Below are 21,228 nucleotides of genomic sequence, written 5' to 3'. Positions count from 1 at the left end.
GTTCTAATCTAAATTTCTTATAAACTTTTCTTCATTGATATAAACATCATCTTCACCTTGCTGATCAAATGGATTTTCTAAATGTGACTGAATATTATCTAAGGCTACCAAAATAACACTAAACATGATAGGCACAGCATATTGTAATCCAAAATTGTAACTCGTCACATTATGCGCAAAGTGTGGTCCATAAATAACAGGTAAAATTACAATGAATATATCACTATAGGTTCTAAGGGTTCTTGGTGTTCTATACTGATATATGTGTTTAATACGTTCAAAAGATATCATCATTTTACTTAAAAACTGATTGGAACGCGATGCTTCTCCAGATGGTAAACCATGAGATCGCATACTTTTGATGAATTTAGATAAACCTTCAAAACTAGTATACACTGCTTTTTCGTTTTCATCTAGCTCATTTATAGGATTATTAAATACATGCTTACAAGAGTTTAAAAGCCCTTTAAGATGACTTTTTAATTCATCTTTGAGTTCTTGAGGCGGATTTTCCAGCCAGTCGGAAACTGCAAAATACAGTGCTCTACCGTGAGCTTTTATAGATCCGTATTCATCCAATGCAACTTCACGGCGTTTATAAGCACCACCAATAGAGAATACAATTGGAAATACAATGGCTGTACCAATAAGTGTTAAAGGAAAATCGGCTTTGATTTCAAAATGTATGCAAAATGCTGTTGAAGCTATTGCTAATCCTGTGATAACAAATGTTTTCCAGTTAATGATTAAAAATGCACGTTTAAGTAATTTCATTTACACCCAGTTTTTAGGTTGTTTTAATATATTAATTAATTTTTCTTCTTCGCTGCCAGGTTCAGGATGGTGATCATAAACCCATTGTACATGAGGCGGTAGGCTCATAAGAATACTCTCAATACGTCCGTTGGTTTTGAGTCCGAATAATGTGCCTTTATCATGTACCAAATTAAACTCTACATAACGACCACGACGAATCTCCTGCCAATCACGTTGTGTTTTTGTGTACTCTAAAGCTTTACGTTTTTCTACTATAGGCACATAAGCGTCTAGGAAACTATCGCCAACTTCAGTAACGAAATCACACCAATTTTGCATACTCATGTCGTTGGTTGCTTTGCAGTAATCAAAAAATAAACCACCAATACCACGACCTTCATTGCGATGTGCATTATAGAAATATTCATCACATCGGGCTTTATATTTTGAGTAGAATTCTGGATGATGGTTATCGCATGCAGTTTTACAAACCGAATGAAAATGTGTAGCATCGTCTTCAAATAAATAGTAAGGCGTAAGATCTTGTCCGCCACCAAACCATTGATCTACAATATTACCGTCTTGATCATACATTTCAAAATAACGCCAATTGGCATGAACGGTTGGTATCATTGGGCTTTTAGGATGGAGTACGAGACTTAATCCGCAAGCAAAGAAATCGGCATCTTCAACACCAAAATATGTCTGCATGGAGTCTGGTAATTTTCCATGAACACCAGAAATATTGACGCCGCCTTTTTCAAAAACGCCTCCGTTTTCAATCACACGAGTTCGTCCGCCACCTCCTTCTGGGCGCTTCCAAATATCCTCTTGAAATTTTGCCTTGCCATCAATAGCTTCTAATTTTGAAGTGATGGTATCTTGAAGTTCGTTTATATAGTTGAAGAATTTATCTTTCATCTTATACCATTGTTTTATTACAATAGGTTGCTTTTTCAAAGTCTCTGATATTAATCGCTATAAAACCTATTGAAGGAAATATATGTTTAAGTTGCTGCACTATCAATTTAGAAAGTTTGCTTTTTTGTTCCTTAGTTCTACCTTCCATTACATTACCAAACACATGAATAAAGTCTTGTTCTTTTCCTCCAACCATATAGTTTTCTTTAAAGGGATTTAATCGCACTTTTATGTCACCTTCATCAAATAATCCAGATGCAACGGCAGCTTGATGTACTGTCAAAAGTGTATGGTCTGGAGCATTTAAGTTTAGCACGTTTTCTGAACAATCTATTACAAAATGAGGCATAATGAGTTATTTATATAATTCGTATAATTCCATATCTAAAGGTTGTTCGCCAATTGGAGTAAATTCATTTTTTAATGTTTCTATCCATTTAAAACCATTATGTTCTGCAACCTTAACACTAGAGGTATTATTCTTGTTAACAATAATTTGCATTGTATTTAATTGTAGTGTTTCAAAAGCATATGCAGACAAAGCGTTTATCGATTTCGATATTAATTTTTGTCCTTTAAAGGGGTAACCAATGCAATAGGCAAATTCTCCTTGTTTTTTGTTCCAATCTAATTCTTTGATATATATAAGTCCAGCAAGTTGGCGTGTTTCAGAATGTTTTAAAGTGAATAAAAACTCTTCTTTTTTTTGAAACTGCTTGGCTTTTTTTTCAACAAAGAACTGTGATAGCGTTGGGTTTAAATTTTGCTCTAATGTCTTTGGAAAATAACGTTTAAAACGATCAGCATTGGCGACCATAAGGTCACAGGTTTTCCAGGCATCACCTTCATGAATTGGGTTAATTTCAAAACCGTCAAATTGCGCAATCATTACACTACTGGTTTATGTTCTGGAAGTAAATTGTCTTGCTGAATGAGCTTAACAGTTTTTAATGATGCCGCTGTAACACTTAGAGGTAAAACGAGAATCCATCCTATAATAGGTACTAACAAAAGGAGCATAAATACAATACCATTACCAATAGCTACACCTCTGTTTTTTCTTATAAACCGAATGCTCTCTCTATATTTAAAATGACGTTCTAAGGTATAGTCCATATTACCAAAACCTGCATAATATGCTTGCAATAAAAATAAAAGTGCTGTTGAGAAAATATTAATTACTGGTATAAATTTGAGTACTAATAGAGGAATGGTAAACAGTAATTCTTTACCTAAGTTTCTCACATTAATTCTAATACCTCTCCATAACTGTTCTCTAGAGGTTGTGTTTCTATGTTTATGTTTCTCTACACCAGTTAGATAAGATTCAATTTTTTCAGAAACAGGACTCATAAATGGCGCAGACAAAGCCATGATGATATGTTTATAAAGAATTAATCCAATAGCTAGAACTACAATAGCACCTATAAATGTTGAAATAGAAGTGAAGGTCTCCTTGCCAAATTCCCAAGGCCAAATCCTAGCGATATAGTTTCCAATATTATCAGATAATCCATAAGCAGAGAACCCAATAACGATTATGGTTATGATACTAATGGCAATTGGGATGAAAAAGAATTTCCAAAGATTTAGCTTTGAAATTAATGCCAAAGAGCCTGTGTATGCCTGTATACCTTGAATTATATTTTTTATCATAATATATTGAGAAAAAGTAGAACTTTTAAACTTTGTACTCTTTTACAGCATCAATAAATGCTTTGGCATGATCTAACGGAATGTTAGGCAAAATACCATGACCTAAATTTACAATATATTTATCCTTACCAAAATCGTTGATCATTTGGTGCACCATTTTTTTAATTTCAGAAGGAGGAGAGAATAATCGTGTAGGGTCAAAGTTGCCTTGTAAAGTTATATTTCCGCCAGTTAAATATCGCGCATTTTTTGCAGAACAGGTCCAATCTACACCTAAAGCAGCGGCTCCAGATTTTGCCATTTCACCTAAGGCGAACCAACACCCTTTCCCAAAAGCAATTACAGGAGCGTCCTCTTTTAAAGCATCGATAATTTGCTGAATGTATTGCCAAGAAAACTCTTGATAATCTACGGGAGATAACATGCCTCCCCAAGAATCAAAGACTTGTACAGCATTACAACCTGCTTTTACCTTTTCTTTTAAATAAGCGATGGTAGTATCTGTGATTTTCTGTAATAACTGATGTGCAGCAATTGGATTTGTAAAGCAAAACTCTTTGGCTTTATCAAAGTTTTTACTGCCTTGCCCTTGTACGCAGTAACATAAAATTGTCCATGGAGAGCCAGCAAAACCAATCAATGGTATCTCATTATTTAATTTTTCTTTAGTGGCTTTTATCGCTTGATATACATAATTCAATGCTTCTTTGACATCTGGTACGATCACATTATCAACATCCTTTTGTGAGCGCACTGGGTTGGGCAAATACGGACCAAAATTAGGCTTCATTTGTACCTCGATATTCATGGCCTGAGGAATCACTAAAATATCGCTAAATAGGATGGCAGCATCCATACCATAGCGACGAATAGGTTGCACTGTAATTTCACTTGCCAATTCAGGTGTTTGACAACGTGTAAAGAAATCATATTTAGCTTTGATTTCCATAAACTCAGGAAGATAACGACCAGCTTGACGCATCATCCAAACAGGTGGACGCTCAACGGTTTCTCCTTTTAATGCTCTTAAAAATAAATCGTTTTTTATCATGTTAAACGTAATATTCGTTTACTAATTCAATAACACTTTCAACAGTAGGAACTTTAGCAATCCTTACATCTTCAAAGTGTTTACTTGCTTCTTTTGCTGTGGTATCTCCAATACAAAACGCAATGACATCATCATCATTTTCTTGTTTATAACTTTGTACTGTTGACGGGCTATAAAACATGACACCTTTTACAGAGTCTTTAATTTTTACGGCGTCGTATTTGGTTTCGTAAGCCGTGATCTCATTAACCTCAATATGATTGTCTTTGAGTATCGTTGGTAAGTCGTCTAAACGAATATCACTACAAAAATAAGTGATCTCTGTACCATCAATATACTCTATTAGGTACTCGGCGAGTTTTTTTGAGTTGTTCTCTGTATGCTTAACTTTTCCTATTTTTCGTTCTGTTAGACGTTTGGTACGTCTTCCCACACAATAGATGTTCTCAAATTGTAATTCTTGAGGAGCAAAATTCATAAGTAATGCCTCTACTGCATTTTTACTCGTAATAATGACATTTTTTGGCATAGGTCTTAAGACCTTTGATGTCATACGGTTCAAGCTAATCTTTATAAAGTCTGAACTTTCAGAAACCACATCATCATGAAATAATTGCTTTTGATCATCGGTTAAGGTCTTGGTAGAGTAGATGTTTACGTCTTTTGATGCAACTTTAATATCATCCATTAAACGTTTTCCGCCACGCTCGATAATATAGTTGGCACAAAACTCAGCTAACTCTTCATGCTTACCTAAAGCGACTGTGCGTTGAACTTCTATTTTTTTGCTGCCATCAAGGCTTAGTAATACGCCTTGAAAGTGAACTTCTTCATTTTTAATAAATGCCAAAGCACCAATAGGAGCAGAACACCCACCTTCTAAAAGGTTTAGAAATTTACGCTCAATAGAGGTACATGTTTCGGTGTCTTCATGATTGATTTCAGCACAAATAGCCCTTGTTTCTTCATCATTTTCGAGCGCTGTAATCATAATTGCGCCTTGTGCAGGAGCAGGAAGCATCCAATCTAAATTAAAACTTTGTTCAGGTCGTAGCCCAATACGTCCTAGGCCAGCTGCCGCAAAAATAGCGGCATTCCAATCGTTGTCTTCTAGCTTTTGTAACCGAGAATTTACATTTCCGCGTAAATCAACTAAGCTATGTGTAGGATAACGATTTAACCATTGCGCTCTTCTACGTAGACTTCCAGTGGCAATTACAGCGTTGCGTTGTGATAAAAATTCTTCATTGTTTTTATACACTAAACAATCTTTAACATTACCACGTTTCAAAACAGCAGCTTGTACAATCCCTTTTGGTAATACGGTAGGTACATCTTTAAGTGAATGCACTGCAATATCAATCTCTTCATTAAGCATTGCGATATCAAGGGTTTTTGTAAAAACGCCAGTAATACCTAGTTCATAGATAGGCTTGTTAAGTACTAAATCTCCTGTTGATTTAACTGGGACTAGTTGTGTTTTGTAACCTAAATGTTCGAGCTGTTGTTGAACGGTTTTGGCTTGCCACAGCGCAAGTTCGCTATCGCGAGTTCCAATTCTTATAAGTTTAGACATTGTCTGTAGTTGCTTCTAGTTGAAACACTTTTTTAATGAGTTCAAGGCTGTCATCTGTAGATACATCGTCGCCTTTTAAATGGTGTGCAAAGTGATTGGTAATTTTTTGAATGATGTTATTGCTAATCAATTCGGCTTGCGCTTCATTAAAATCATTCATTTTTTTTCGTTGTGTATCCAATTCGGCATTAGCAAAATTGGTGAGCTTATGTTTTAATGCTTTTATTGTTGGTGCAAATTTTCGAGTTGCTAACCAAGCATTAAAGTCGGTTTTAATCTCTTCAATAATAGTTTCGGCAACAGGAATATGTGCTTTTCTACGCTCTAGAGTTTCATCGGTAATTTGAGATAAATCATCAAGATGAACTAATGTCACATTATCTAAATCTGTCACATTATCATTTACATTCTTCGGAATGGATAAATCTAAAATTAATAATGGTTTTGTAGTTTGAATGCAATGTTTGTCTACTGTTGGGTTTTGAGCTCCAGTAGCAACAATTAAAATATCTGATGCATTGATTTCTTCCTGAAGATTTGCATAATCCTTAACCAATAAATTGAACTTTCCAGCAACTGCTTCGGCTTTATCTTTAGTTCTGTTGATTAAAGTGATATGCTCATTTTTAGTATGTTTTACTAAGTTCTCACACGTATTTCTTCCAATTTTCCCAGTTCCAAACAATAAAATGTTGTTTTCTGAAACATTTTTAATCGTGTTCATGATGTATTGAACAGAGGCAAATGATACAGACGTTGCACCAGATGAAATGTTGGTTTCTGTTTTTATTCGTTTTGATGCTTGAATAACGGCATTGACCAAACGTTCTAAAAACGGATTAAATAATTGGTGTTTCTTAGATAGTTTTGCACTAACTTTTAACTGGCTAATAATTTCAAAATCACCAAGAATTTGACTGTCTAGCCCTGAACCAACTCTGAAAATATGGGAAATAGCATCTTTGTTCTTATAGACATATGCTACTTTTTGAAACTCTTCAACAGTACCTTTAGTGTTATCGCAAAGCAATTGAATGAGTTGAAAGGGATGTTGAGCAAAACCGTAGATTTCGGTTCGATTACATGTTGAAGTCACAATTAAGCTGTCAATACCATTTTGTTTTGCCTGTTCTAAAACGGCAAGCTTAGACGTTTCATCTAAACTAAAATGACCACGCACTTCGGCATCGGCTTTTTTATAGCTGAGACCAATTGCATAAAATGTTGTGCCTTTCGACATATTGTAGTGCTCCATACCTGATTTGGAAAATTACGATAGCAAAAATAAAAAGGACAATCGAAAAAAAACAACGCTAGGAGAACTTTAAGTATCGTTTGTGGTTTTTTAAACTCATTTCTTAATATTATATGATAAATGTCATACTTTTGCAGTAATAACAGTACTTTAAAAGCTATTAGTTTAGAATGAATCTAAATAACAACAAAAATAATTCTAATTTTCAGGGCCCAAAAAATGTCGCTAGAGGTTCATTTGATGAAACAAAATTAGACGACGGATTTTTCGTACTAACCTATCAAAATGAAGCGTCTCACATTCAAACCCTTGAACGTGAGATTGATAGCAGTTTTATTCAATTTCACTTTTGTATTAAAGGTTCAAGCGAGTTCATTTTCAATAATGGAAATTATCGTTTAAAGATTGAAGAGGAAAACTCACTATTATTGTACAACCCTCAGCGTGATTTACCCATTCATTTAGAAGTCTATCCAAATTCTTGGTTGGTTTCTGTTTTGGTTTCCATTAAAGAGTTTCATGGCTTGTTTTCTCAAGAAGCAGATTATATCACATTTTTAAGTGAGGACAACAAGGATAAGAAGTATTATAAGGACGGTAAGATTTCGCCATCTATGGCAATTGTACTCAATCAATTGATTAATTATAATTTGAATTCTTCTATTAAAAATCTATACTTCAAAGGAAAAGCTTTAGAATTATTGAGTTTGTATTTTAATAGAAGTGAAGACGCAGATATTGAACAATGTCCGTTTCTTGTTGACGAAACAAACGTGATTAAAATACGAAAAGCCAAGGATATTATCATTGCTCGTATGGCAGAGCCACCTACTCTCCAAGAACTTTCGGAAGAGATAGGCTTAAGTCTTAAAAAGCTAAAAGAGGGCTTCAAACAAATCTATGGAGACTCTGTATTTAGTTTCTTATTTGACTATAAGATGGAAGTGGCAAGGAAATTGTTAGAGGCTGGTGATCATAATGTAAATGAAGTTGGACTTAAAGTAGGCTATAGTACATCGAGTCATTTCATTTCAGCATTCAAAAAGAAATATGGTACTACGCCAAAAAAATACTTAATGGCCTTGGGCTAAAAATCGAGATCTAAGCCACCAATATAATCATCTGTATTAATGCTTACCCGCTTTCGTGTTTTATGTTTAATTAATAACAACACATCTTCAATGATATCTTCTTCAGTTGTACCATTATTAATAAAACGTCCATTATTTCTAGATGTGTAATACGGTTCTACATTGTATCGATCATTAGTAGGTGTTTCAAAAGCTACAAAATGTAGATACTCAGATTCTCTAGACTCATTTGCTCTTGTTCTTTTAAAAATAAATACGGTTAATGGTTTTTTGGTATCTGTTTCCAATTGACGCTTTTCAAATAACACAATAGAATCTTTTTTCTTAATACTGTTGTTACTAATTAAGAGACCCGACTTAGCGTAGGTCTCTAAATCAATTGTTTTTAAAACATCGGTTGTCAATAGCTTTAAAAAATGCAGTTTGGCAACTAGCATCGCTTGAGCCTTTTCATTATAAATGGTTTCCTTTTTTAGCTGTTCTGGAATGCTTGCTCTCTCTTTTTTAAGAAGTGCATAATAAGTTGTTAATGCCTGAATATTTTTACTAAGAATAAGTTTGTCATAAAATGCAGCAACAGATTTTTCTTCTCTAAACGGAAATAGGAGTTTGGTATAACCATCTAACATATCATTTTCATCAAACCTTGCGTATTTGCTTTTATTTAAACTTCGTTTGATTTCAATTTTAGCATCATTAATGAGTTGCTTTTTAGTTGATTTGTAAACCTTAGGTTTCACAATATTACTGTCTAAAAGCCTAACTAATAGTCCGTAAACAGGTTTTTTGTATTCTTGAATAGAGGCGTATTGCAACATGTTAGGATACAACTGTTTCATCACTTTCAATGAATCTGAACTAATGTCATAAAAACTAAATCCAGAATATCGACTACCTAAAGGAATGTCTATTTGCATGAGCTCTTTAATGAGTTCGTTAGAAGATTTTGAAGTTCTAGATAATAAGGTGCTTATAATTCTGTTTTGAATTGAAGGTTTGGCATATGAATCTTCATAAAGCTTCTTTATAAAATCTATTGTTGCTGGGCTTTGGTCAATTCTTATGAGTTGACCAACAAGATTTGTTTTTATGTTTTCTTTGTCTTCGGGGAAGTCATGATTTTCGATAATATCTTTAATTGCTGATGCATGAGATTTATTAAAGTTTATTTTGGTGTACCCTTTAAAAACAATACTGTCATTTGCCTTAAGAGCCTCAAAAAATCTGGCTGTTTTGTCAGCAAAAATATCTTCACCTAATAAAGAGTCCATTGGTGTGAACGATTCGTAAAATTCTGTTACAAATTTAGAAGGCTTAGCAATACTATCTTTAAGAGTAGATAATTTAAAAAGTGTTCCTTTTTTCTGAATGTATTTAACTAGAATCTCTTTGCTACTTAACGAATCCCGATATTTTAAGGTATAAATGTTATAGCCATTTTTAGAGGATCGTTTTTCATCATGAATTGTAAAGACTTTTTTGTTTTTATTGTAGTAGTTTTTAAGGCGTTTTCTCCTAGTGATGCTATTCCAAAGGCTATCTACATTTTCATACATTTCTAAATCATGAAACTTAGTTCTAGAGACGTATATTTCTTCATTAGATTTTGAGGTAAACGTATTCCTTTTAATATTTTGCTCATAAGGTTTGTTTTTACGCATGGTATAACCTGTAAACACCAAAGGTGCTTTAGTAGGTGATTTCACGGTAAACAATAAGGTTGTGTCTGTGACTGTTTCAAATGGTTCGTATTGAGCCGTATTAACTACAAAAGAATCAAAATACGCGTTGGCATTATCTTCTTGTATTCCTGCATAACCAAGCAAATAGTAGCTTCCGTCTTTAACTACAGATTTCAACCATATTTTTTTATGACTTATAGAGTCGATTTCTGCCGAAGACACATAGCTACTGTATGTCCCTTTTTTTAGAGCTCCCTCGATTTCGTCGATATCTAATTCTTTATAAAAATTGGTGTGAATAAATTTAGCCTCAAAGTCATCTTCTTCGATATATTGAATATCGTGATTTGGTGATTCTTGAAAGAAATAGTAGTCAGAATCAATATAACCTTGAACTGATTTCTTTCCAGAGTTTTTTAAGTTATCTGTAATATAATACTCAGGAAACTTAAAGGTATATTTTTTAAGAGGATCTGTAAAATTAATATATTCTGAAGATGTTGTTTTGAATTTGATAGAATTAAAGATTTCTTCATGATAGTTCAAAACAAAATCTTTTTTACCACCAAATTTTACAACTATAATCTCTAATGGGGTTTTATAAATATGATATTTTTGATAATCCCCTTTTTTGGTTTTGTTTAAAATACTAATACCAGGAAAAGGAAGATCAAATTCTTTTTTTTCGATAATATCTCCTGGAATATCCTCATATAGTAAGTTTTTAATATAATCAAGACTTACTTTTTCTTTTTCACTAGGTAAATATTCGTAAGTACTTAGTCTGTTGATAGTTAAATAAGCACCATTAGTCATATCTGGTGCTATATAATATTTTACTCTATTGAAGGTGAACTCTCTTAACTTATCAAAGCTTTTAATTTCAATAAATTGATCTGGAGTTGAGTGGTAAGATAACTCGGGTTTAGTGAATAAGTTTTCTAATTTTTCTTTTTCGTTTTTAGCAAAATCCGTCTGCTTAGATGTTAATGGTTTTACTGTGTAACCTCTATCTCTAAGCATTTGTAGCATTCCTTTTTCTCCAGCAAGATGTGCAGCGCCAACACCAGAAAAAACCGTCTTTTTATGCATGAGAGAGTCAAGAACAATAACCATATTTTCATTTCGCTTAAAAAGCATATGCTCTCTATAAAACTCTGTGTTGGTAGCAGATCCAATAGAATCTAGTAAAGCAATATTTCGCTCTCTGTAAACATTCTCCTGAAGTAAATACGGGTTTTCAGTTTTTATAAGCTTACTAAACCATGCGTCAGGTTCCTTTTTGATAGGGTTGTATGCTGCTTTAGTGGTTAAAAAACGAGATTCGTTAATATCCTCAAGGCCTACAATTAGTTTGTTGTTTTTCTTTCCAGCCTGAAAAATAAACATGTCAAGATAGGTTTCTTCTTCAAAATTATCAGAAAATGAATTTTTTCTATACAGGTAGCCATTTATAAGATTGTTGTCAAAACGGATAATATTTCTAACCATGAGCTCATCAACAGGTTTCAACTTAAATAATCTTGAATAAAAATTATCGCCATAAGAACCATTGTAGTCATTATACATCATATTTAAATCCTCATAAGAATGCTCAAGCCATTGTGTTGGATCAGATTCTAAAGCCACGCATTCACTTTTTTCTAAGGCTTCATAGAACACATCATCTAATCTAAAAGCCACTTTTTTACTAACATGCATTGTGCCGTAAATGTAAGAGCTCTCTAATAAACCATTGCCTGAAATCTCCCAGAGTAAACTGTTATTTTGAGTAAAGCCTAAAGTTGTAAAAAAAGTGATTAGGACTGATAGTATTATTTTTTTCATAAAGCTTAATTAGAGTTGTAAATATAGAATAAGATGACTAGTAGTGAAAATTATAATGAGTAAACTCCTCTTTTTAAATAGTGAACGTCCAAATATTCTGTCTATTATGAAATACTGTCGTATTTTTGCAAAAACAAATTAAAACACAATTATGAAATTATTTTCAACATTACTATTCGCCTTATTAGTTACATTTTCAAGTTTCTCTCAATCTCACAAAGAAGAAATCACTAAAAATGCTGAGACTTATTATGAGTATATGACCAATCAAAACTTTGATGGTGTTTTGGATTACATGTATCCAAAGGTATTTGATACGGCATCTAAAGAACAAATGAAAGCTGGAATGGAACAAATGTTCAATTCGCCAGACATGAAAATTGAGTTTGTATCAAACACTGTAACTGATGTTACGGATAAGATGGAAGTGGAAAATATAACCTATGCCGCTATTTTTTATAATAGTAAAATGAGAATGACATTTATTTCTGAAAAAGACAAATCAGAAGAGGAGCAAAAAACCTTTTTAGAATTTATGGAAGGGATCATGAAAACTCAATTTGGTGAGACCAATGTCACATCTGATTTAAAAACAGTGTCATTATTGATAAATATGGATGCCAATATGTTCGCTATAAAAGACCCAAAATATGACGGTTGGAAGTTTATAGGTAATGATGACACAATGAAAGAATTAGTAAATTCAATAATTCCAGAAAGCGTAAGAACAACATTGCTTAAAGAAAAGAAGTAACCCTAGCTTTATTGATGAGTTTATGCAAAAGTATGTGATACTATATCTTGTTTTGGAATGACGATTAATGTGAATTTTCAAACAAATAGTATCGAATTACAGGTCTTAATGACTTGCTACAAAAAATATGTAAATGAAAAAAGGAGTTTTACTCGTAAATCTTGGTTCTCCAGATAGCCCAGAACCTAAAGATGTAAAAAAGTATTTAGGGGAATTTTTAATGGATGAACGCGTGATAGATGTACCACTTTGGGCAAGGACATTACTTGTTAAAGGCATTATACTAAATACACGACCTAAAGCATCAGCTAAAGCGTATCAAAAAATTTGGTGGGATGAAGGTTCACCCTTAATTGTCATTTCAGAACGATTGCAAAAGTCAATTCAGAAAAAAACAGATCTACCTGTGAGTTTAGCCATGCGTTATGGGAGCATGACCATAAAAAAAGGACTCCAAGAATTGGTTGATAAGGGCGTTGATGAGGTGTTTTTGATTCCTTTGTATCCTCAGTTTGCCATGGCAACAACTGAAACGATTTTGGTGTTGGCCGAAGAGATACGTCAAGCACATTTTCCGCAGATAAAAATCCAAGATCTAAAGGCATTCTACAACGATTCAAATTATATAGAAGTGTTGTCAAACTCTATTGCTAAACATTTAAAAGATAAAGATTACGAGCATTTACTATTCTCGTATCATGGTGTTCCAGAACGACACATTAGAAAGAGCGATATCACAAAGTCACATTGTAAAATAGATGGGAGCTGCTGTGCAACTGCATCACCTGCTCATGAATTTTGTTACAGACACCAATGTAAAGAAGTGACACGATTGGTTGCTGAAAAACTAAACCTCAAAGAAGAGACGTATTCTACATCCTTTCAATCGCGATTAGGATTTGACCCATGGTTAAGACCTTATACTGATAGAACCATTGAACGCTTGGGTAAAGAAGGTGTGAAAAAAATGGCCATTGTTACACCAGCATTTGTTAGTGATTGTTTAGAAACCCTTGAAGAAATCGCAATGGAAGGAGAAGAGATTTTCCATGAAATGGGTGGAAAGGAATTTACAACTGTTCCGTGTTTAAATGACGATCAAGAGTTTGTTGATCTAATATCAAAATGGATTAACCAGTGGGCAACAACTGAAACCGTTGTTGTGTAATGGCTAAAGTATCATCACAAGATTTAGGAACTCAACCTATTGGCAAATTACTAATTAAGCAGGCTGTTCCTGCTTCAATTGGAATCTTAGTGATGTCGCTCAATATATTAGTTGATACAATTTTTGTAGGGCAATGGATTGGTGCTACGGCTATTGCAGCTATTAATGTTGTGCTTCCAGTATCCTTTTTTATTGCTGCTTTAGGTATGGCTATTGGTATAGGAGGGTCATCTATTATCTCAAGAGCTTTGGGCGCAAATAACGAGACCAAAGCACTTCAAACATTTGGTAATCAAATTACATTAACATTACTACTCACAGTGGCATTGGTTGTACCAGGGCTGTATTTTGTTAACGATATTATACCTGCTTTTGGAGGAAAAGGCGGTATTTTCAAACCTGCTAAAATTTATTACACCATTGTACTTTATGGTATTCCTTTTCTAGCATTTTGTATGATGGGCAATACAGTTATAAGAGCTGAAGGGAAACCAAAGTTTGCCATGTATGCTATGATGATTCCGTCTATAGGAAATTTGATTTTAGACTATGTATTTATTAATATCATGGATCTTGGAATGGAAGGAGCTGCTTGGGCTACTACAGGATCATATCTTTTGTGTTTTGCATTTATTTTATGGTTTTTTCTTTCTAAAAACTCTGAATTAAAACTAACGAACTGCTATTTTAAATTACGACTACCTATTGTTAAAGAAATAGGCTCATTAGGTTTTGTAACATTATCAAGACAAGCTATTGTAAGTGTTACTTACTTATTCATGAATAATATCTTATTTGATCTCGGAGGTGAAACTTCGGTAACAGCCTATGCGATTGTTGGTCGTATGTTGATGTTTGCACTTTTTCCTGTTTATGGAATTACTCAAGGATTTCTCCCAATAGCAGGTTTTAATTATGGAGCCGAAAAGTACGATCGTGTAAAACAAACGATTTATACAGCTTTAAAATATGCTGCAGGTTTAGCAACTTTGGTCTTTATAATGCTTATGATTTTTCCAGAAGCCATCACTAAATTATTTACCACAGATGCCGAAGTTATTAAAGAAACACCATCAGCTATGCGTTGGGTATTTGCTGCAACACCAATTATAGCTATCCAACTTATTGGTGCTGCATATTTTCAAGCAGTAGGAAAAGCTATTCCTGCATTATTGCTAACACTAACACGACAAGGCATATTTTTTATCCCTCTAATTTTCATTCTGCCAGCTTATTATGGTGAGTTAGGGGTTTGGATGTCATTTCCAATATCAGATGTATTATCGACAATCGTAACAGCCTTCTTTTTACGTCGAGAAGTGACGTTAAAATTGAATAAGACAATGGCATAATATTTTTTTATGCTTATTTTTAAAGCTATTAATAAAACCACCAACAAAATGAGACTAATCACTGTATTGTTGTGTCTTTTTTTCTTCGGAAATATAGCACAACTTGAAGCCCAATCTTTTAATGAATCACAATACGACGCGCTGGAGTATCGACTTTTAGGCCCTTTTAGAGGTGGACGAAGTGCTGCGGTTACAGGCGTTCCCAATAAACCAAACCTCTATTACTTTGGAGCAACAGGTGGAGGGATATGGAAAACATTAGATGGCGGACGGTCTTGGGATAATATTTCTGACGGATTTTTCGGCGGAAGTATCGGTGCAATTACAGTATCAAAAAGTGACCCTAATGTAATGTACGTTGGTGGAGGAGAAAAAACAGTTCGTGGAAATGTGTCTTCAGGTTATGGGATTTGGAAAAGTGTTGACGCAGGAAAAACATGGGTATCTTCAGGTTTGAAAAACTCACGTCACGTACCTCGAATTGCAGTTGATCCAACAAATCATAATATCGTATACGCAGGTGTTCTCGGAAATATCTACAAACCAACTCAAGAACGTGGTGTTTATAAAAGTACAGATGGTGGAAAGACATGGAAAAAAACATTGTTTTCTAACGAACATGCTGGTGTTGTTGATTTAATTATAGATCCAACAAACCCTAGAATATTATATGCATCAACATGGCGTGTACAGCGCACACCTTACAGTCTAAGTTCTGGTGGTGACGGTTCTGCGTTATGGAAAAGCACAGATAAAGGTGAAACCTGGACCGAGATTTCAACTAAAAAAGGATTTCCAGAAGGAACTTTAGGGATTATAGGTGTTACAGTATCGCCTGTAAACAATCAACGTGTTTGGGCTATTGTAGAAAATAAAGATAAGGGTGGTTTATATAGAAGTGAAGATGGAGGCGAAACTTGGAAACAGGTTAATAGCGAACGTAAATTGCGTCAGCGTGCATGGTACTATACTAGAGTATATGCAGATACTAAAGATGTAGATGTGGTCTATGTTTTAAATGTACGCTATCATAAAAGTACAGATGGTGGAAAAACATTTAGCACTTATAATGCGCCACATGGAGATCATCACGATTTGTGGATTGCACCTGAAGACCCAAACCGAATGATTATTGGTGATGATGGTGGGGCTCAAGTGACTTATGATGGAGGCGATACATGGAGCACCTATAGAAATCAACCAACCTCACAGTTTTATCGTGTCACGACAGATAATCATTTTCCTTACCGTATTTATGTAGCACAACAAGATAATTCTACTATTAGAATTCCACATAGAACAGATGGTAGATCGATTTCTGAAGACGACTGGGAAAGTACAGCGGGAGGAGAATCGGCTCATATTGCTGTAGACCCAGAAGATAATGATATTGTTTATGGAGGAAGTTATGATGGGTTTTTAACCAGAGTGAATCATAAAACAGGTACGGTAAGAGCGATTAATGTTTGGCCAGACAACCCTATGGGTCATGGTGCCGAAGGGATGAAGTATCGCTTTCAGTGGAACTTTCCTATTATTTTCTCTAAGCATAATCCTGATCGATTGTATACATTTTCTCAGCATGTTCATGTTACTGAAAATGAAGGACAGTCGTGGAAAATTATTAGTCCGGATTTGACTAGAAACGACCCGGAAAAATTAAAATCTTCTGGAGGGCCAATTACACAAGACAATACGTCTGTAGAGTATTATTGCACAATTTTTGCCGCTCAAGAATCGCCAATTACTGAAGGTTTACTATGGGTTGGTAGTGATGATGGTTTAATTCATATCACAAGAGATGGCGGACAAAATTGGGAGAATGTTACACCTAAAGGGATGCCAGAATGGATGATGATTAATAGTATAGAACCTAGTGCTTTTGATGCTGGAACGTGTTATGTGGCTGGAACAAAATATAAAACAGGTGATTTTGCACCTTACCTTTATAAAACAACCGATTACGGTAAAACGTGGAAGAAGATTACTAATGGTATTAATCCAGAACATTTCACAAGAGTACTACGCGAAGACCCAAAACAAAAAGGGTTGCTATATGCTGGAACAGAAACAGGTATGTATATCTCGTTTGATGATGGAAAGAATTGGAAGCCTTTTCAATTAAACCTTCCAATAGTTCCAATTACAGATATAACCTTAAAAGACAACAACCTAATTGTTGCAACGCAAGGAAGAAGTCTTTGGATTATTGATGACTTGACTGTTATACATCAATTGTACAGTTCCAATACGGAAGACAACAGGTTATTCAAACCTAAAGATACCTATAGAATGCGTGGTGGTAGTCGCAAAGGAAGTAAGACAGAAGGAACGAACCACCCAAATGGTGTCATCACATATTTTAATCTAAAAAGCTATGACGCAAAAAATGATGAAGTGTCACTTACTTATTTTGATACTAAGGGCGATACGATTAAGACGTTTTCAACTAAAAACAAAAAAAAGGATAAGCTCGAAGTCAAACAAGGCATGAATCAATTTGTGTGGAATATGACTTATGAGGGCGCCGAGCGTTTAGATGGTATGATTTTGTGGTGGGCAAGCTTAAATGGTCCAAGAGCTATTCCAGGAACATATAAAGTACATCTTAATGTGAATGGAACAGCAACTCCACAGTCGTTTAATATTGTCGCAGATCCTCGTGCAGAAAGTTCACAAGCCGATATGCAAAAGCAATTTGATTTTATAAAAGATGTCAATAAAACTATGGATGACGCTCATAAATCCATCAAGACTATTAGAAAAATTAAAAAACAGCTTTCAGCTTTTGAAGCACAATATAAAGGGAATGACGACCTGAAACAGTTATTGGAAGACGCAAAAAAGCTCAAGGAAGAATTTACAACAATTGAAGAAGCTTTGTATCAAACCAAAAACAGAAGTGGTCAAGACCCTTTAAATTTCCCAATTAGGTTGACCAACAAATTAGGGCATTTGAACTCTTTAGTAAGTATGGGAGATTTTCCACCAACCGATCAGGATATAGCTGTAAAAAATGAACTGACGGCTAAAATAGATGAACAATTGAATGCATTTAACACATTGATATCCAATAAAATCAAACAATTTAATGCAGACTTTAATGCTAAGAACTTAAACTATTTATTTGTCGAGGATTAATTTTGTTGTCATATCGAGCGCAGTCGAGATATCTCTACTAAGAATTTATTTAACTAATGATATTTAAATGGAATATTACAATTATATAAAAGCCCTTCATCTTATTTTTGTTGTAACGTGGTTTGCAGGTCTATTCTATATTCCTAGATTATTTGTGTATCAAATTGAAGCCTTCCATAAACCATCTCCTGAAAAGGAAATCTTGGGAAAACAATTAAAACTAATGGCTAAACGCTTATGGAACATCATCACATGGCCATCTGCAATTTTAGCAACACTATTTGCCATTTGGCTCATTGTATTGCAGCCTGTTTGGTTAGAACAACCTTGGATGCATGTTAAGCTTGCTTTTGTTGTGCTATTGCTTTTATACCATTTAAAAACGCATCAGTTTTATAAGCAATTACAACGTGATGAGGTAAAGAAAACCTCAAACTTTATGCGCTTATGGAATGAAGGTGCAACCTTTATTTTATTTGCTGTAGTATTTTTAGTTATTCTGAAAAATGCTATTAATTGGATCTTTGGCGTTATAGGGATTGTTGTACTAGCTGTTTTATTGATGTTAGGTTTCAAGATTTATAAGAATATTAGACGTAAAAATCCTGAAGCTTAATATTGGCTTAATTATTGTTACATTTATTGCACTACAAAAATTGAGATGAAGTTAAACAAACTGTCTTTACGAGTCCGTATCTTTTTTGCCATGATATTATTGGTGCTTATTGCATCTATACTTATTGCAGGTGTCACTATTTACCAATATAATGAAGAAGCTAGAGATTATCATAAGGGCCGTTTAGAACGAAAAGAACAGGCTATAATTAGTGATATAGACTATGTGATTAAAGAAACGACCTATCTTGTTGAAACAGAAAAGGTACCTTTGATTTTTAAAGATGAAATCTATAGAATCGCAGAAATTCACAGTTTAAGAATTAATTTGTACGATTTAGATGGGACTTTGCTCATTACGTCTAAAGCAAGCTTTACCAATGACTCAATATCTCAATGTATAGATACTAATGTTTTAAACGAAATTTCAAATACTGCCGAACACCGTTTTGTAGAAAAGATCCAAAAAAATGGTGAGACGTTTCAATCATCGTATCGATATATTCTTGATTCTAAATCGAAGCCTTTAGCTATTTTAAATTTACCATATCTTGAGAATGATGATTTCTTAAATAAAGAATTAGATGAGTTTTTAGAGCGACTTGCTTATGCCTATTTGTTTATGATGCTTATTGCCATTATTCTGGCGTTGTTGTTATCTAAATATATCACTAGAACCTTAAAAACTATTGCAGATAAAATAAATGAAACTCGATTAGAAAAGCGGAATAAGAAAATTGATATTGCATCCTCTAGCGAAGAAATTTCGACGCTAATTAACTCCTACAATAGTATGATAGACGAGTTGGAGGAAAGTGCTGTAAAATTAGCAACAAGTGAACGTGAACAAGCATGGAGAGAAATGGCAAAACAAGTTGCTCATGAGATTAAAAACCCATTAACACCAATGCGTTTGAGTGTGCAAAGTTTTCAGCGTAAGTTTAATCCAGATGATGAGAATATTCATCAAAAAGTAGACGAATATAGCCAGACACTCATTCAGCAAATAGATACAATGAGCTCTATAGCCTCGGCATTTTCAAATTTTGCCAAAATGCCTGCTCAAAAAAATGAAACATTAAACGTTACTAATATTGTAAAATTGGGACTGGATATTTTTAGTGAAGATTATATTATTTTTTCTTCCGAAGATGAAGATATTGTAGCAAATTTCGATCGTACCCAGTTAATACGTGTTGTTACCAATTTAGTTAAGAATGGAATTCAGGCCATTCCTGAGGATAAAGAAAACCCAAGAATTGAAGTTAAGGTCACTTCCGAAAATGATATGGTTAAAATTACTGTAGAAGACAATGGGGTTGGAATTACTGAAGAGAATAAACCATTGATCTTCGAACCTAAATTTACGACAAAAACAAGTGGAATGGGATTAGGTTTAGCTATGGTTAAAAATATTGTTGAAACTTATAAAGGAAATATTACCTTTACATCTCAACAAGGAGCTGGAACAACATTTTCAGTTACATTTCCGAAGTTATAACAATACAAAACACCATGAGTTACGAAAACATCTTATCCAATACCTATAACGGAATTACCACAATTACAATTAATAGACCGAGTAAACTCAATGCTTTAAATAAAGCAACGATACAAGAGTTGCACGATGCACTTAAAATAGCGAACAAAAGTGATGAGACGAAAGTTGTTATTATCACTGGTAGTGGTGAAAAAGCATTTGTTGCAGGTGCAGATATTAGTGAATTTGCAGATTTTGATGTCAAGAATGGAGAGAAATTAGCTGCAAAGGGGCAAGAACTTTTATTTGATTATATCGAGAACTTAGGAACTCCAGTCATAGCGGCTGTTAATGGTTTTGCACTAGGAGGAGGTTTAGAATTGGCTATGGCTTGTCATTTTAGAGTTGCTAGTGCTAATGCTAAAATGGGATTGCCTGAAGTGTCGCTAGGTGTTATTCCAGGATATGGTGGAACACAGCGTTTACCTCAGTTAGTAGGAAAAGGTCGTGCTATGGAAATGGTGATGACTGCAGGAATGATCGATGCCAATCAAGCATTACAGTATGGTTTGGTAAATCATGTCACTGCTGAAGGTGAATTAATTGCCTTGGCCGAAAAGATTGCAAGTAAGATCATGCGTAATTCTTCAGTGGCTATTAAAGCTGCTATTAAATCTATTAATGCTAATTATAAAGATGGCGTTAATGGTTATAAAACCGAAGTCAAACAATTTGGAAAATGCTTTGGTACCCAAGACTTCACAGAAGGAACAACAGCATTCTTAGAAAAGCGTAAAGCGGATTTCCCAGGAAAATAATGACTTAAATGAGCAACAAAACAGCGTTCGTTTTTTTACCCATACTAGTTTGGTTTTTATCTTTGCTTGTTGTCTATATATTTTT

17 protein-coding genes are annotated in these 21,228 nt (G+C 34.2%); 8 read left to right on the top strand and 9 right to left on the bottom strand.

The genetic code is table 11. From position 1 onward, the window contains the following. Positions 1-3: 3 nt before the first annotated feature. The 8 genes from KWG70_RS02955 to hemA are packed head-to-tail and all read right to left on the bottom strand — an operon-like array spanning position 4 to position 7,215. Positions 4-774 carry a hypothetical protein gene (locus tag KWG70_RS02955; RefSeq protein ID WP_230934504.1) on the bottom strand — a complete coding sequence of 257 codons (771 nt, stop codon included), beginning with the start codon at positions 772-774 and terminating at the stop codon, positions 4-6. After that, entirely contained in the window at positions 775-1,677 is a 903-nt protein-coding gene (gene hemF, locus KWG70_RS02950) for an oxygen-dependent coproporphyrinogen oxidase (protein WP_230934503.1), read from the bottom strand. It abuts the gene before it with no gap. Between the two features lies 1 nt (position 1,678). After that, entirely contained in the window at positions 1,679-2,026 is a 348-nt protein-coding gene (locus KWG70_RS02945; protein ID WP_230934502.1) for a 5-carboxymethyl-2-hydroxymuconate Delta-isomerase, read from the bottom strand. 6 nt (positions 2,027-2,032) lie between these two features. Beyond that, positions 2,033-2,566 carry a GNAT family N-acetyltransferase gene (locus KWG70_RS02940; RefSeq protein WP_230934501.1) on the bottom strand — a complete coding sequence of 178 codons (534 nt, stop codon included), beginning with the start codon at positions 2,564-2,566 and terminating at the stop codon, positions 2,033-2,035. Further along, positions 2,566-3,333, bottom strand: a complete 768-nt coding sequence (locus tag KWG70_RS02935) for an EI24 domain-containing protein (protein WP_230934500.1) — start codon at positions 3,331-3,333, stop codon at positions 2,566-2,568. Before KWG70_RS02935 ends, KWG70_RS02940 begins: the two co-directional genes overlap by 1 nt. Positions 3,334-3,358: 25 nt before the next feature. Beyond that, a complete protein-coding gene (hemE, locus tag KWG70_RS02930; protein WP_230934499.1) occupies positions 3,359-4,384 on the bottom strand; it encodes a uroporphyrinogen decarboxylase in 1,026 nt (341 codons plus the stop codon). Position 4,385: 1 nt separating this feature from the next. Continuing rightward, positions 4,386-5,960: a hydroxymethylbilane synthase gene (gene hemC / locus KWG70_RS02925; RefSeq protein WP_230934498.1), complete on the bottom strand. Its 1,575-nt coding sequence runs from the start codon at positions 5,958-5,960 to the stop codon at positions 4,386-4,388. Further along, positions 5,953-7,215 carry a glutamyl-tRNA reductase gene (gene hemA, locus KWG70_RS02920; RefSeq protein ID WP_230934497.1) on the bottom strand — a complete coding sequence of 421 codons (1,263 nt, stop codon included), beginning with the start codon at positions 7,213-7,215 and terminating at the stop codon, positions 5,953-5,955. The genes hemC and hemA overlap by 8 nt, the downstream gene beginning before the upstream one ends. Before the next feature lie 170 nt (positions 7,216-7,385). Here hemA and KWG70_RS02915 point away from each other — a divergent pair, with 170 nt between their 5' ends. After that, on the top strand, positions 7,386-8,306 hold the full coding sequence (locus KWG70_RS02915; RefSeq protein ID WP_230934496.1) for a helix-turn-helix transcriptional regulator: 921 nt from the start codon (positions 7,386-7,388) through the stop codon (positions 8,304-8,306). Here KWG70_RS02915 and KWG70_RS02910 read toward each other — a convergent pair. Next, complete coding sequence (locus KWG70_RS02910) at positions 8,303-11,815, bottom strand: TraB/GumN family protein (protein ID WP_230934495.1); 3,513 nt, start codon at positions 11,813-11,815, stop codon at positions 8,303-8,305. The two genes, KWG70_RS02915 and KWG70_RS02910, sit on opposite strands and share 4 nt — an antisense overlap. Positions 11,816-11,966: 151 nt before the next feature. On the opposite strand from KWG70_RS02910, the gene KWG70_RS02905 reads away from it, so the two are divergent. The 7 genes from KWG70_RS02905 (at position 11,967) to KWG70_RS02875 (ending at position 21,143) form a co-directional block, all read left to right on the top strand. Next, positions 11,967-12,569 (top strand): hypothetical protein, encoded by a 603-nt coding sequence (locus KWG70_RS02905; protein WP_230934494.1) that lies wholly within the window; start codon positions 11,967-11,969, stop codon positions 12,567-12,569. A 133-nt stretch (positions 12,570-12,702) separates the two neighbouring features. After that, positions 12,703-13,737 (top strand): ferrochelatase, encoded by a 1,035-nt coding sequence (gene hemH / locus KWG70_RS02900; RefSeq protein WP_230934493.1) that lies wholly within the window; start codon positions 12,703-12,705, stop codon positions 13,735-13,737. Continuing rightward, on the top strand, positions 13,737-15,089 hold the full coding sequence (locus KWG70_RS02895; RefSeq protein WP_230934492.1) for an MATE family efflux transporter: 1,353 nt from the start codon (positions 13,737-13,739) through the stop codon (positions 15,087-15,089). Before hemH ends, KWG70_RS02895 begins: the two co-directional genes overlap by 1 nt. Before the next feature lie 48 nt (positions 15,090-15,137). Further along, complete coding sequence (locus tag KWG70_RS02890; protein WP_230934491.1) at positions 15,138-18,230, top strand: VPS10 domain-containing protein; 3,093 nt, start codon at positions 15,138-15,140, stop codon at positions 18,228-18,230. Positions 18,231-18,297: 67 nt separating this feature from the next. Further along, complete coding sequence (locus KWG70_RS02885; RefSeq protein WP_230934490.1) at positions 18,298-18,846, top strand: CopD family protein; 549 nt, start codon at positions 18,298-18,300, stop codon at positions 18,844-18,846. A 45-nt stretch (positions 18,847-18,891) separates the two neighbouring features. Beyond that, entirely contained in the window at positions 18,892-20,346 is a 1,455-nt protein-coding gene (locus KWG70_RS02880; RefSeq protein ID WP_230934489.1) for a sensor histidine kinase, read from the top strand. Between the two features lie 14 nt (positions 20,347-20,360). Next, positions 20,361-21,143: an enoyl-CoA hydratase/isomerase family protein gene (locus tag KWG70_RS02875; RefSeq protein ID WP_230934488.1), complete on the top strand. Its 783-nt coding sequence runs from the start codon at positions 20,361-20,363 to the stop codon at positions 21,141-21,143. Positions 21,144-21,228: the final 85 nt, after the last annotated feature.

Origin of the sequence: Psychroserpens luteolus (assembly GCF_021032705.1) — a bacterium.
GTDB classification, from domain to species: Bacteria; Bacteroidota; Bacteroidia; order Flavobacteriales; family Flavobacteriaceae; genus Psychroserpens; species Psychroserpens luteolus.
The sequence above is the reverse complement of the archived record's forward strand: the minus strand, read 5'-3'. Positions and strand labels throughout refer to the sequence as shown.

Bases quoted from the DNA above. Each gene is read 5' to 3' on its own strand.
- hemC (WP_230934498.1), bottom strand. From the start codon at position 5,960: ATGTCTAAACTTATAAGAATTGGAACTCGCGATAGCGAACTTGCGCTG.
- hemH (WP_230934493.1), top strand. From the start codon at position 12,703: ATGAAAAAAGGAGTTTTACTCGTAAATCTTGGTTCTCCAGATAGCCCA.
- KWG70_RS02890 (WP_230934491.1), top strand. From the start codon at position 15,138: ATGAGACTAATCACTGTATTGTTGTGTCTTTTTTTCTTCGGAAATATA.
- hemF (WP_230934503.1), bottom strand. From the start codon at position 1,677: ATGAAAGATAAATTCTTCAACTATATAAACGAACTTCAAGATACCATC.
- KWG70_RS02885 (WP_230934490.1), top strand. From the start codon at position 18,298: ATGGAATATTACAATTATATAAAAGCCCTTCATCTTATTTTTGTTGTA.
- KWG70_RS02945 (WP_230934502.1), bottom strand. From the start codon at position 2,026: ATGCCTCATTTTGTAATAGATTGTTCAGAAAACGTGCTAAACTTAAAT.
- hemA (WP_230934497.1), bottom strand. From the start codon at position 7,215: ATGGAGCACTACAATATGTCGAAAGGCACAACATTTTATGCAATTGGT.
- KWG70_RS02910 (WP_230934495.1), bottom strand. From the start codon at position 11,815: ATGAAAAAAATAATACTATCAGTCCTAATCACTTTTTTTACAACTTTA.
- KWG70_RS02895 (WP_230934492.1), top strand. From the start codon at position 13,737: ATGGCTAAAGTATCATCACAAGATTTAGGAACTCAACCTATTGGCAAA.
- KWG70_RS02880 (WP_230934489.1), top strand. From the start codon at position 18,892: ATGAAGTTAAACAAACTGTCTTTACGAGTCCGTATCTTTTTTGCCATG.
- KWG70_RS02955 (WP_230934504.1), bottom strand. From the start codon at position 774: ATGAAATTACTTAAACGTGCATTTTTAATCATTAACTGGAAAACATTT.
- KWG70_RS02940 (WP_230934501.1), bottom strand. From the start codon at position 2,566: ATGATTGCGCAATTTGACGGTTTTGAAATTAACCCAATTCATGAAGGT.
- hemE (WP_230934499.1), bottom strand. From the start codon at position 4,384: ATGATAAAAAACGATTTATTTTTAAGAGCATTAAAAGGAGAAACCGTT.
- KWG70_RS02875 (WP_230934488.1), top strand. From the start codon at position 20,361: ATGAGTTACGAAAACATCTTATCCAATACCTATAACGGAATTACCACA.
- KWG70_RS02935 (WP_230934500.1), bottom strand. From the start codon at position 3,333: ATGATAAAAAATATAATTCAAGGTATACAGGCATACACAGGCTCTTTG.
- KWG70_RS02915 (WP_230934496.1), top strand. From the start codon at position 7,386: ATGAATCTAAATAACAACAAAAATAATTCTAATTTTCAGGGCCCAAAA.
- KWG70_RS02905 (WP_230934494.1), top strand. From the start codon at position 11,967: ATGAAATTATTTTCAACATTACTATTCGCCTTATTAGTTACATTTTCA.